This is a genomic window from Streptomyces sp. NPDC051677 (assembly GCF_044453465.1).
Classification (GTDB): Bacteria; Actinomycetota; Actinomycetes; order Streptomycetales; family Streptomycetaceae; genus Streptomyces.
Map to the genome: position 1 here is coordinate 272,845 of NZ_JBITCT010000004.1, position 12,763 is coordinate 285,607.

Genomic DNA, 12,763 nt, shown 5'->3' on the forward strand with positions numbered 1-12,763 from the left:
CACGGCGTCACCCTTCGTCGATCCGGCGGTTGACCTCGTCGGTGTAGCTCTTGACCAGCCGGCGGGCGGCGACGAGGTCGATCGGTACGGTCTGCAGCGCACGGGCGGCGGGGGCGTGGAGGTCGGCGAGCCGCCGGTCCTCGTCGCCGAAGAACCGCGCGGCGCGGACGCGGTGCAGTTCCAGGGTCGTGCTGAGGTCGTCGTGGGTCTGGATCTGCCGCCGCAGGGCATGGTCGAACCCCGCGGCCTCGGCGCGGGCCTGCACGGCGCAGTCGTGGACGGCGGTGAGTTCGGGGTTCGGCTCGGTGGTGCGGGCGACGGCCAGCCGGACCCGCAGGCGGGGCGCGACACTGGGCGGCAACCGTCGTGCGGCGAAGAACTTCCCTTCCCAGCGCGCCCACAGCCGGGCCGCCGCCTCCTCCTCGGCGGCGAGCCGCCCCACGACGGACTGGACCTCCGCCGAGGTCACGCTCCGGGAGGCCGGCCCGCCGATCGGCGCGGGGTCGAGGGACACGTCATAGGCGAGATCGGCGGGCGGCCGGTCCTCGAAGCCCAGGACCAGGCGCAGGCCGCGCAACCGGGCCCGGACTGCCAACGGCCCCAGCAGGTCCCGGACGAGCGCGGCGGGGTCCGCGGCCTGGTCGACGCGGCCCACCACCAGACACGCGGGCGGCCGACGGTGCACCAACTCGTTCACCGCCTCACGGTCGGTCTCCGCGCGCAGCCCGAACCGGCCCAGCAGATAGCCGCGCACCTCGGCGACGGACTTGCCGCAGGCGTCGTAGGCCGCGTCGATGGAGCCGAGCCCGAGGACCGTGCCGCCGGGCGCGCTGGTCAGCTCGGCGTCGGAGACGGCCGCCCGGGCGGCCGGATCGGCCGTGCGCACCAGACGCACCAGCCACGAGGAGCCCGCCCCGACCGAGGCGTCGGTGCCGACGACGACGGTGCCCGACCATCCTCCGTCGAGCAGCCGGGTGAGTTCCTGGGTCAGGGCGAGTCGCAGCGGGTCGCCCAGCACGTCCTTGGGCAACTCGCCGTCGGACGGCCCCAGTTCGTCGGCTCGGTGGCCGCCGGCGAACTTCTGGATGCCGGGCAGGTAGGTCAGCAGCGTCTCGGTCGGCATCATCCAGGCCGCCCTGGCGTCGCCGTCGTCGTAGTCGGCGACCACGAGGCCGATGACCTTCCCTTCGAACTCGCCGTCCAGTGCCACCACCCCGGCGCCCGAATAGCCGGGCTGGATCCAGGGATCGACGGCGCGTATCCGCTTCAGCAGCCCCCACTCGCCCTGACGCCAGCCGGAACCCGCCAGCTCCGCGTCCGTCCCCATGCCGTACGGCTCGGCCTGCGGAAAGCCGTAGACCCGCACCCTGCCGCCGGAGAGGGGCACCTTCCACAGGGCGGTCCTGGTTCCGCAGTCGACGGGCTCGTCGAGCGCGAGCAGCGCCACGTCGCCGCGCCGCGTGTCCTCCTCGTGCACCCACGATCCCGGGACCACCCGGGCGGTGCGCGTCCACTCCGGACCGCACGCCACACTTCTGATCCGCACGTGGTCCGCGATCCCCTGGGGGTGCGCCTTGGCATGGCGGACGACATGCGCGCAGGTCAGCACGTGCCTGTCGTCGAGCAGCACCCCCGCACCACGGGGAGTCCCACCCTCGTCGTCCACCCTCACCCGCCACGGGTTCTCGCTGTGGTGATGCAGCGCCATCTCTCCACAGTATGGCAACTCCCGCCCCATGGGCCCGAGTTGTCGGCATCGGACGCCGCAGACGTGAACGGGTTCAACGCGAACGGGTTCAACGCGAACGGGGTTCAGCGCGACCGGCTCAGCCGCTCGGGGAGCATCCGGGCGAACCGGGGCGAGGGCTCGACGCCCAGTTCCTCGTTCAACAACCGGCGGAACGCGTGGTAGTGGCGCACCGCCTCGCTGACGTTGCCCTCGGCGAGATGCGCCGACACGACGGCCCGGTGCGCGCTCTCCCGCAGGGGTTCCGCGCGTACGCTCGCCCACGCCGCCTCCATCGCCAGGGCCGGTCTGCCCTGCCGGACCAGGGCCTCGGCCAGGGCGTCGAGCGCGTGCAGCCGCAGTTGCCGCAGGCGTTCACGCTCCACCAGGACCCAGTCCTCGTCCCAGCCCGGCAGCAGGTCCTCGCCGGCCAGGAGCCCCAGCGGCGGCCGGGCGTCGAGGGGCGGGCCGCAGCCCCGGACGACGCCGAGCGCCGTCCGGGTGAGGGAGTGGACGTCCACCCGCAGGGCCGGGGCGATGAGCAGTGCGTCGCCGCAGCACGCGATCAACGGCGGTTCCCCGCGCGGCAGTTTCCACAGCGTGGTGCGCAGGCTGCCCCGGGCGTGCTCCTCGGTGACCTCGGGCCACAGCGTGCCGGCGAGGACCGTGCGGCAGACCCGGTTGCGCAGCCCCATGAACGCCAGGAGCCGCTGGCCGTTGCGGCACAGTTCGACGGTCTCGGCACCGATCTCCAGCCGGAACTGGCCGAGCAACCGCAACCGGGGAGGAGGGAACGCCACCTTGATCGCCTCGCTCACAGTGTGGTGCGTGAGCGCGCCGTCGAAGGCTGGCTGCCCGGCCTCGCCGGCAGCGCGTCACGGGTGATGATTCGCTGGTGCAACGCCGAGGGCGTGCCGTCCGTCGAGGAGGCCTTTCGTCCTCAAGTCTCGGTCCGCTGACCACGCCGTGCAACTCCGTCGGCCCGCGTGGCCGGTGACGGCGGGATGACGCCGAGCTGACGCCCGGCTGACGGCGGCTCCGTAGCGTGGGACGCGGCCACTGCTTCGCTACGACGTCGTCCTTGCCGACCTCGCGGATCCCGTGCTCCGGCCCGGACGAGGAGGTCGCGATGCCCTGTCTCACCCGTCTTCGCCGACCACCCGGACGCACGGCTTCCGGACGTCGGCGGACGCCGACCCCAGGCGGACCGTCATGTCCCAGTCCCCGAAACTCCCCGTCATCTACGTCCGCGGCTTCGCCGGCGGTCAGTCGAGCGTCGACAACGCCGTAGCGGACCCGTTCTACGGATTCAACGAGGGCTCCACGCACGTCCGGGTCGGCCCGGACGACGAACCGGACTTCTACCAGTTCGAAAGCCCGCTGCTGCGCCTGCACATGGACGAGGAGTACCAGATCCTCGTGGAGGGCAGTCAGGCGAACTACCTGGACACCCAGCCCGCCATTCCGGCGGACACCATCTGGATCCACCGCTTCTACGACCCGTCGGCGAGCACCTGGGGAGGAAAGCCCAGGGAATTCCGCATGGAGGACGCCGCGGAGGATCTGTACGAGCTGATCAAGAAGGTCACGGCGAAATCGGGGGCGCAACGCGTCCATCTGGTCGCTCACTCCATGGGCGGCCTGATCTGCCGCTGTCTGATCCAGAAAATCCTCCCGGAAGCAAAGATCAAGCCCACCGACGTCGTCGCCAAGCTCTTCACCTACGGCACCCCGCACGGCGGCATCACCTTCGACTTCGGCTTCGGCATGCTGGAGCGGGCGCGGGACGCGATCGGCGTCAACGGCGCCGAGATCTTCGGCCGCGAGCGGATGTACCAGTACCTGACGCCGGGGGCCACCGCCGAGCAGAAGCCGGAGAAGGACTGGGATCCCCGCTCGATGACCCCCGCCGACGAGGCGTACGCCTTCCCGCTCGGTCAGGTCTTCTGCCTGATCGGCACCGATCCCGCCGACTACGACGTGGCGTACGGTCTGTCGTCCGCCGTGGTCGGGCCGCGCAGCGACGGCCTGGTGCAGATCGACAACGCGTACGTCCCCGGCGCCCACCGCGCGTATGTGCACCGCAGCCACAGCGGACGCTACGGGCTCGTCAACTCCGAGGAGGGCTACCAGAATCTGCGGCGCTTCCTGTTCGGCGACCTCAAGGTCGAGGCCGACCTCGTCGACCACCGCATTCCCCGGAGCGAGGACACGGCGTGGCAGGCGGAGGTCGCTCTGTCGGTGCGCGGGCTGCAGATCGTGATGCATGAGCGCAAGAGCGCCCAGTGGTGTCCGATCCAACTGCAGAACGGGACGGAGAGCGTGCCCGTGGAGAGCGTTCCCGGGCGGGCCGGCCCGGGCTCCGACGGGGCCGTCCCGCTGGCGCACACCTTCCTGTGCGAGAACCTGGCCAGTTCCCGCGGTTCCGGCTCCATGCGGTACGCGCTTCATCTGCGGATCCTGTCCCTGCGCACCCGCGACAACGGTTTCCTGGACTTCCGGGACCACATCGAGCAGACGGCGGACTTCGACGACATCCTCGTCGTCGACGTCGGCAGCGAGAACGGCTCTCCCGCGCTGCGGGCCACCTGGAACTCCGCCATCGAGGGCCCCATCGGCCAGTACACGCAGACCGGTTCGGTCCTCGTCGACGAGGACGCCAGGCCCGGCACCTGGGTGGCCGGCATCCGGCTGCCCGCCACCACCCGGCCGATCCTCGGTGACGACGCGCGGATCCGCCTCACCGTCACCGGCTGGAACTGACGAGACGAGAGGAGCCCAGCCCTCATGGTCGCCCTGTCCAACGTCCGGTTCGGGATGAAGAACGAGGACGTACGCACCGTGCAGAAAGCCCTCATCGCCCGAGGACGCAAGATCCCCGACGGCGCCACCGGCCTCTTCGGCGAACAGACCAAAGCCGCCTACCGCGCCGAACAGATCGCCCAGGGCTTCAAAGGAACCGACGCCGACGGCGCACCCGGCTGCACCTCCCTCACCGCCCTCGGCCACCACGCCGGCTTCAAGGTCGACTGCAAGGGCGCCCCGTCCGGCGGCGGCGCACCGCCGGCCGGCGGTGGACGGCTCAGCCTCGCCCAGGTCACGTACCGCGACCCCGGCGACGACTCCGGGGAGGCCGCCATGCAGCGCTACGCCCGCACGGCATGTCAACTGACCGGCATGGACCCGAAGTTCGGGGTTCCGGCGCTCACGACCATCACCAAGCGCGAGTCCGCCCACAACAGCCCGAAGTACCGGGTGAACACGACGGACGTCAACGCGCACGGGCAGAAGGCCGCCGACGGTCACCCGCTGAACTGCTCCCGCGGCGCCACGCAGTGCATTCCGACCACCTTCGCCGCGTACCACCAGGCGGGCACCGCCACCACGCCCTACGACGTGGTGGCGAGCATGTCCGCGACGATCAACTACGTACGCGCCCGCTATCACGTGAACCGGTCCGGCTCGAATTTCGCCGCTCTCGTCCAACAGGCGGATCCGCACCGGGCTCCCCACGGGTACTAGGAGCCCCTCATGGTCGCCCTGTCCAACGTCCGGTTCGGTATGAAGAACGAGGACGTACGCACCGTGCAGAAAGCCCTCATCGCCCGAGGACGCAAGATCCCCGACGGCGCCACCGGCCTCTTCGGCGAACAGACCAAAGCCGCCTACCGCGCCGAACAGATCGCCCAGGGCTTCAAAGGAACCGACGCCGACGGCGCACCCGGCTGCACCTCCCTCACCGCCCTCGGCCACCACGCCGGCTTCAAGGTCGACTGCAAAGGCGCCCCGTCCGGCGGCGGCGCACCGCCGGCCGGCAAGGGACATGTGCCGTCGCCCGTGCCGGGGCACAAGGTCACCTTCGCCTTCTACGAGCGCGGCCCCTACCACTGGCGGCCCGACGGTGTCGGCCGGCACACCGGGCAGGACTACGCCGCCAATCCCGGCGTCCCCGTGGTCGCCGTGCGCAGCGGCACCGTCGCCTGGTCGAACGGCGCCGGCGACGCATACGGCCAGTGGATCGGGCTGGCGGCGGACAACGGTCACGTCTACACCTACTGCCATCTCTCGCAGCGTCAGGTGAAGGCCGGTCAGAAGGTCGCCGCCGGGCAGCAGCTCGGAAAGGTGGGCACGACCGGCAACTCCACCGGACCGCATCTGCACTTCGAGATGTCGAAGGGCTCCCACTGGGCCTACGGCAACGTCGCCAAGCCCAGCTGGTGAGCCGGCGGGCGAAGACGGGAGGAGACATGTCATGCCCCGGCACAACCCGCACACCGTCGCGGACGAGCCCGGCGTCCTGATACCGGTCCAGGTCGGCGCCTGGCAGGACGGCTACGACGCCGGCATCAGCTCCCCCCCGGACGTGCCGCCGACGCCCCACCGCCTCGACCCCGCCTACCCGAAGCCATGGGCGCAGGGCGCCGCCGCGGGCAACGCCGACGGGCAGGCGGAGGGCTGGCGCTGGGCCTATTTCGCCCGCGCCCGGCGGCCCGCCCCCGAGGGCGCCGCGGAAAGCCCCTACGGGCCGCGGGACAGCGGTGAGTCCCGTCCGCAGGACGCGGGCCTCTTCTCCTTCGCACAGAGCTGGCCGTGCGTGGGCGAGGAGCCGCTGCTGGTGATGCTGACGCGCTTCGCGCCGGGCGAGCGGGGCGGGGACGGGCTCACGGGCCGGCAGCTGGCGCGGGCCTGCGCGGACAAGGGTGTGCCGCGGCTGTACCTGCCGGTGAACCTGTCCTCGTCCGGGCCGCCGCAGGAGTGGACGGGCGACCCGCTGGGCGACCTCGGATACTGGCACGGCACGGTGTCCGAGTCGCTGCAGGAGGCGGCTCCCGAGGCGATCGCGCAGGTCACCGTACGCGCGCCCCGCTTCGCGGCGGTCGTACGGTACGTGCCCGCCGCCGAACACCACTTCTTCGACCTCCTTCCGGTGGGCGGACTGCTGCCCCCGGACCGCGCGAGCCGGCCCGCGGGCTGACAGCAGGCCTCGTCACGGGATCTCCTGCTCGGCCCAGATGATCTTTCCGGCGGCCGTGTACCGGGCTCCCCACCGATGGGCGAGCTGGGCCACCAGGAAGAGGCCGCGGCCCCCTTCGTCCATGATCCGGGCGTGTCTCAGTCGCGGGGCCGTGCTGCTGGCGTCGGAGACCTCGCAGGTCAGGCGCGAGTCGAGCAGGAGCCGCAGCCGGATGGGAGGCGCGGCGTAGCGGACCGCGTTGGTGACCAGCTCGCTCACGATGAGCTCGGACGTCGTGGCCAGCTCCGCCAGCCCCCAGGCCACCACCTGGCGCGTCGCCCGGGCCCGGACCTCGGCGACGGCGGCCGGGTCCACGGGCACGTCCCAGGAGACGACATGGTCGGCGCCCAGCGCATGCGTGCGGGCCAGGAGCAGGGCGATGTCGTCGGGCTGGGGCACGGGCACGAGCTGCCGCACCGCCGAGGCGCACATCGTCCCCAGATCGGCGCCGGACCGGGCCAGCACCTCGCCGAGCCGGGTCATGCCCCGTTCCATGTCACGGTCGGCGCCCGCGATGAGGCCGTCGGTGTAGAGGCCGATCAGGCTGTTCTCGGCGAGCTCGATCTCCGTGGACTCGAACGCCATCCCGCCGAGCCCCAACGGCGGCCCGGCCGGGGGCTCGGGGAAGGACACCTGCCCGTCGGAGCCGACGACGACGGGCGGCGGATGTCCGGCCCGGGCCATCGTGCACCGCCTGCTGACCGGGTCGTAGACGGCGTACAGGCAGGTCGCGCCGAGGAAGGCGGTCGTGCTCTGCTGGGCCGCCGTGCCGTCGGTCCGCTCGGCGCTCAGCCGGAGCACCAGGTCGTCGAGGTGGGCCAGCAGTTCGTCGGGGGGCATCTCCATGTCGGCGAGGGTCTGCACCGCGGTGCGCAGCCGGCCCATGGTCGCCGCGGCGGCGATGCCGTGCCCCACCACGTCCCCGACGACGAGCCCCACCCTGGCCCCGGACAGCGGGATCACGTCGAACCAGTCGCCGCCCACCCCGTCCGTGGGGTCCGCCGGCAGGTAGCTGGAGGCCACCTCCAGCGCGCTGCCGCCCGCCAGGGCGTGCGGCAGCAGACTGCGCTGGAGGGTGACCGCCGCCGCGTGCTCCCGGGTGTACCGGCGGGCGTTGTCCACGCACAGCGCCGCCCGCGCCACCAGTTCCCGGGCCAGCAGGACGTCGTCGGGCCGGAACGAGACGAGGTTGAGCGACCGTACGAAGGTGGCGAGGCCCAGGGCGGTGTTGCGGGCCCGCATCGGCACGGAGATGAGGGAGTGCAGTCCGAACCGGCGGATGTTCGCCGCCCGTTCGGGCTCTTCGGACCGCCACACGTCGTCGGACGGGTCGAGGACCGGGATGAGGATCGGCTCGCCGTCGATGAGCAGCTGTGCGTCGTGCGTGGGAGGGACGAAGTCCACCCGGTCGCCGATGCGGACCACGGCCTCCGGGCAGCCCTCCCGCACCGACGCCATCCCGGCGCGCCGCATCGCCGGCTTGGCGGGCGCGGGTCCCGCGTCCGTCAGCCACGTGCCGTGCCCTTCGGTGCTGAGCACCGGCTCCAGGAGGTCGACGACGACGAAGTCCGCAAAGCGCGGGACGGCGAAGTCGGCGAGCTCCTGCGCCGTACGCATCACGTCCAGCGTGGTGCCGACCTTCGTACCGGCCTCGTTGACCAGCGCCAGCAGTTGGCGGGCGGTCCATCGCTCGGTGACGTCCTGGACCATGTAGCAGACCCCGGAGACCGAGTCGTCGGCGCTCACCAGGGGGAAGAAGGACGTGGAGTAGGCGCGCCGACGGTGCGGGTCGGCCCAGCTCCAGCCGAGGTACTCGTAGTCGGTGACCGGGGCTCCGGTCTCCAGGACCTTGCGCATCAGCCCCTCGATGGCCTCCGCCTGCAGCCCGGGCAGCAGCTCGCTCAGCCGGCGCCCCAGCCGCTGGGCGCGGGGCACACCGCCGAATCGTTCCAGCGTGTCGTTGAGCCACACATAGCGCAGGTGCAGATCCATCACCGCCATGCCGACCGGGGAGCGGGTGAGGAACCCGTCGAGGACGGACTGGCCCAGCGTCCACTGCCGGCTCTGCCCGCGTGCGGAGAGCAGAAAGCACTCCTGCGCGCCGACGCGGAACGACGCGGAGACCCGCAGGTCGACGTCGACGGCGTGGCCGTCGCGGTGCCGCAGCACGACACGGCCGCTCCACCCGAGGCCCTCCCGGCAGCGCTGGGCGACGCCGGCCACCCGCGCCGGATCCCGGTCCATGGCCACCAGGACGGCGGCCGAGCGGCCCCTCACCTCCGAGGCCGGGTGGCCGAGCAGCGCTTCCGCGGCGCGCGTCCAGCCGACCACGACGCCGTCCGCGGACACGACCGCCGCCGCGTCGGTGGACGCGTCGAGGAGATCGCGCGCTCCGGTGGGCATCGGGGCGTCGGAACCTTCTCGCGCGAAATCCCTGGGTGCGCCGTCCTCCACACCCCCCATGGTCCTGCTTGTCCGCCGGATCCGCACGGCGCCTCCGGCGTCCGCCGAAGCCCGCTCCGCTACCGCACACGGCGGGCGGGAGGGAGCATGGAAGGGCTGGAGGAGGTTCCGCGATGACAGCCGAACCCACCCGGTCCGACGGCGGCGACTACCGTTCCGCGCCCCCGCCCACCGGTCTGCTGGACATGCTCAGCGTGTCCGCCATGGTCCTCGACGCCGACGGACGCATCGTGTTCTGGACCCCGCAGGCGGAGGAGCTCTTCGGGTACGCCGCCGACGAGGCCCTCGGCAAGTACGCGGCGCGGCTGTTCATCCACTCGGAACACCTCAAGGCCGTGGTGAGGCTGTTCACGGAGGTCCTGGAGACCGGCCGGAGCTGGGCGGGCACCTTCCCCATCCGGCACAAGGACGGCAGCAGCCGTCTGATGGAGTTCCGCAACATGCGGCTGCAGGACGACGTCGGCGACGTCTACGCCCTGGGCATCGCCGCCGACCACACCCTGCTCCAGCGCGTCGAGACCGACCTGGCCCTGTGCGAGCGGCTGATCAACCAGTCCCCGATCGGTCTGGCCCTCCTCGACCCCGACCTGCGCTACCTCCTCGTCAACCCGGCGCTGGAACGCATCGACGGCGTCCCCGCCGACGAGCATGTGGGCCGTCGCCTCAGGGAGACCCTGCCGCTGCCCGACGTCGACACCATCGAGTCCGCGCTGCGTCAGGTGCTCACCACCGGCACGCCGCTGCTCGACCAGTACCACGTGGGCCGCCCGCCCACCGACCCCGACCACGAGCACGCCTGGTCGCTGTCCTTCTACCGGCTCGAGGACCCCGGCGGCCGGGTCCTGGGCGCGGCCGCCTCGGTCGTCGACGTCACCGAACGGCACCGTGCGGCCGCGGAGGCCGACCGGGCCCGGCGCCGTCTCGCCCTCATCGCCGCCGCCTCCGTGCGCGTCGGCACCACGCTGGAGGTGGAGGAGACCGCACGGGAACTGGCCGAGATCGCCGTCCCCCAACTCGCCGACGTGGTCGCCGTGGACGTCCTCGACTCCGCCCTCGCCTGCCGCCGCGCACGCCGGCCGGACAACGGGCCCGAGTTGTTCCGCGCCCTCGCGCTCAAGGCGGCCCGTCCCACCGTGGCGCTGCGTGCCGCCGACCCGCCCGGCGACCTCGCGGCCTACGACGGCGACCGGCTGGTCACCCTGTGCGTGCACACCGGCCGGCCGGTGCTGGTGCGGCACGTCGGCGACCAGGACCTTCCCCGCATCGCCCGGGACGCGGAGGCCGGCTCGCTGCTGGCCCGCGCCGGCGTCCACTCGTATCTCGCGGTGCCGCTGATCGCCCACGGCGAGGTGCTCGGCGCCCTCGACCTCAAGCGCACCAGCAACCCGCTGCCGTTCGACGAGGACGACGTCGTCCTCGCCTCCGAGCTGGCCGGCCGGGCGGCCGTGGCCATCGACAACGCCCGCTGGTTCCAGAGCGTGCGCAACACCGCCCTCACCCTGCAGCGCAGTCTGCTGCCCGACCACGCCCCCCACCACACCGGCCTCGACCTCGCCTCCCGCTACCAGCCCGCGCAGGCCACCAGCGAGGTCGGCGGCGACTGGTACGACGTGATCCCGCTGACCGACGACAAGACGGCGCTGGTCGTGGGAGACGTCATGGGCAACGGCATCGACGCCGCCGCCACCATGGGCCGGCTGCGCACCGCCACCTGCGCCTACGCGGACCTGGACCTCGAACCCGGGGCCGTGCTCCAGCACCTGGACAAGATCACCTGCGATCTGGAGCACTACATCGTCACCTGCCTGTACGCCGTGTACGACCCCCGTACCAGGCAGTGCCGCATGGCCAACGCGGGCCACATGCCGCCCGCGCTGGCCGGCCCCGGCCATGCGCCCAGGCTCCTCGACCTGCCCTCGGGCGCCCCGCTCGGCGTCGGCGGCGTCCCCTTCGAGACCACCACGACCGACCTCGTCCCCCGCGATCTGCTGGTCCTCTACACCGACGGCCTCGTCGAGACCCGCCACCACTCCATCGACGACCGCCTCGACGTCCTCCTCAACTTCCTCGACGAACCCGAACGACCCCTGGAGGAGATCTGCGACCTCCTCCTGTACGGCCTGCGCCACCCCGACGACCACGACGACGTCGCCCTCCTCATCGCCCGAACCCTGTAGGCCGTGCCCCGGCACAGCGTGACCCTCGTATGTCCGAGGTTCACCGCGCAGCGGTGATGACCTTCACTGCTCCCAGGCGAACAGCTCCACGGGCACACGAGGATCGGGGGATCCTGATGCACACGTCGGTACGAGGCAGACTCCTGAGGTGGTGTCTTCTGGCGGCGGTCCTGATCGGCGCAGCAGCGGCCCCGGCACGCGCGTCCGGGCCGGCGCCGGCCGCGCCCCGGGACACGCCGCGCGCCGTGCGGACGGTCGAGGTGCCGCCCGGGGTGACCGCGGGGGTAGCGGTCTTCGACCGGCAGACCGCGACCTTCACCGAACAGCTCAATCCGCGGATGCAGTTCCGGTCCGCGTCGGTCGTCAAACTGCTCATCGCACTCGACCACCTGTGGAACCGGGGCCCCGACTACAGCCTGCCCGCGGACGACCGTGCCCGGCTCGACACGATGCTGCGCTCCAGCGACGACGCGAGCGCCTCGTACTACTGGGCGCAGAACGGCGGCAGCGCGATCGTCAGCCGGATGGTCGCTCGCCTCGGCCTCGCCGACACCGCGGGGCCGCCGGCGGGCTACCCGGGCTTCTGGGGCTACACGGCGCTGTCCGCCGCCGACACCGTACGGATCTACCGCTACCTCCTGGACAGCGCGCCCGAGCCGGTCCGCACCCTCGTCATGGGCGACCTGCGGCAGTCCACGCGATGCGGCGCCGACGGATTCGACCAACGCTTCGGCATCCCGGCGTCGTTCGAAGAGCCGTGGGCTGTCAAGCAGGGCTGGTCCGGCTTCGGTGACTCCGCCAGCTGCTCCGACACGACCGCCGTCACGGGCGCGACCGCGGCGAAGACCGGGGCGGGGGTGGAGGCCGGGGCAGCGGCGGGGGCGGACGACGTGGATCTGACGCAGCGGGCGCTGCACACCACCGGAACCGTCGGGACCGGCGACCGCTCGATCGTCGCCGTGTTCACCCTCCAGCCGACGAGCACCACGTTCGGCGCCGCCTACACCAACCTCAACCGGCTGGTCCGCTCCCTGAACGTACCCGGGGGCGTACACCCGTCCGGCACGTGGTTCGGCACCTGGGGCACGGACGTACGCGTCCGCGCCGGTACGACCACCTCCTCGACCGCGCTCACCAAGCTGCCGGCGGGGGTGGAGGTGCTGATCCGCTGCCAGAAACAGGGCCAACAGGTCGAGGTGCCGCCGTACGTCAACGACTGGTGGGCCTACCTGCCGCTGTACGGCGGCTACATCACCAACATCTACGTCCGGTCACCGGACAACCGACTGCCGGGCGTCCCCCTCTGCTGACACAAGGCCGGCTCCTCACCTGATCGACGCAGCCGGCGCCCTTTCATCGCGCAGTGTCACGAGACGTGTGTAT

At 72.2% G+C, this 12,763-nt stretch carries 9 protein-coding genes; 6 read left to right on the forward strand and 3 right to left on the reverse strand.

Annotated features, from left to right (window positions below; translation table 11 throughout):
* Window positions 1–7 precede the first annotated feature (7 nt).
* The gene (locus ACIBAF_RS06985; RefSeq protein WP_399462083.1) at window positions 8–1,708 is read right to left on the reverse strand and encodes a trypsin-like serine peptidase; all 1,701 of its coding nucleotides are present in this window, start codon (window positions 1,706–1,708) and stop codon (window positions 8–10) included.
* A gap of 104 nt (window positions 1,709–1,812) precedes the next feature.
* Window positions 1,813–2,544 (reverse strand): BTAD domain-containing putative transcriptional regulator, encoded by a 732-nt coding sequence (locus ACIBAF_RS06990; protein WP_399462084.1) that lies wholly within the window; start codon window positions 2,542–2,544, stop codon window positions 1,813–1,815.
* 394 nt (window positions 2,545–2,938) lie between these two features.
* Between ACIBAF_RS06990 and ACIBAF_RS06995 the strand changes: the two genes are divergently transcribed.
* From ACIBAF_RS06995 to ACIBAF_RS07010, 4 genes are read left to right on the forward strand one after another with little or no spacing between them, the layout of a single operon-like run.
* Window positions 2,939–4,489 carry an esterase/lipase family protein gene (locus tag ACIBAF_RS06995; protein ID WP_399462085.1) on the forward strand — a complete coding sequence of 517 codons (1,551 nt, stop codon included), beginning with the start codon at window positions 2,939–2,941 and terminating at the stop codon, window positions 4,487–4,489.
* Between the two features lie 24 nt (window positions 4,490–4,513).
* On the forward strand, window positions 4,514–5,248 hold the full coding sequence (locus ACIBAF_RS07000) for a peptidoglycan-binding protein (RefSeq protein WP_399462086.1): 735 nt from the start codon (window positions 4,514–4,516) through the stop codon (window positions 5,246–5,248).
* 9 nt (window positions 5,249–5,257) lie between these two features.
* Window positions 5,258–5,947, forward strand: coding sequence for a peptidoglycan DD-metalloendopeptidase family protein (locus ACIBAF_RS07005; protein ID WP_399462087.1), 690 nt, complete (start codon window positions 5,258–5,260; stop codon window positions 5,945–5,947).
* Between the two features lie 31 nt (window positions 5,948–5,978).
* Window positions 5,979–6,701: a hypothetical protein gene (locus ACIBAF_RS07010; RefSeq protein WP_399462088.1), complete on the forward strand. Its 723-nt coding sequence runs from the start codon at window positions 5,979–5,981 to the stop codon at window positions 6,699–6,701.
* A gap of 12 nt (window positions 6,702–6,713) precedes the next feature.
* Here the strand turns inward: ACIBAF_RS07010 and ACIBAF_RS07015 are convergent, their stop codons facing one another.
* The gene (locus ACIBAF_RS07015; RefSeq protein WP_399462089.1) at window positions 6,714–9,203 is read right to left on the reverse strand and encodes a SpoIIE family protein phosphatase; all 2,490 of its coding nucleotides are present in this window, start codon (window positions 9,201–9,203) and stop codon (window positions 6,714–6,716) included.
* A gap of 113 nt (window positions 9,204–9,316) precedes the next feature.
* Here ACIBAF_RS07015 and ACIBAF_RS07020 point away from each other — a divergent pair, with 113 nt between their 5' ends.
* Both ACIBAF_RS07020 and ACIBAF_RS07025 read left to right on the forward strand, forming a co-directional pair.
* Window positions 9,317–11,380: a SpoIIE family protein phosphatase gene (locus tag ACIBAF_RS07020; RefSeq protein ID WP_399462090.1), complete on the forward strand. Its 2,064-nt coding sequence runs from the start codon at window positions 9,317–9,319 to the stop codon at window positions 11,378–11,380.
* A gap of 116 nt (window positions 11,381–11,496) precedes the next feature.
* Window positions 11,497–12,690, forward strand: coding sequence for a hypothetical protein (locus ACIBAF_RS07025; RefSeq protein WP_399462091.1), 1,194 nt, complete (start codon window positions 11,497–11,499; stop codon window positions 12,688–12,690).
* The last annotated feature ends 73 nt before the right edge of the window (window positions 12,691–12,763 follow it).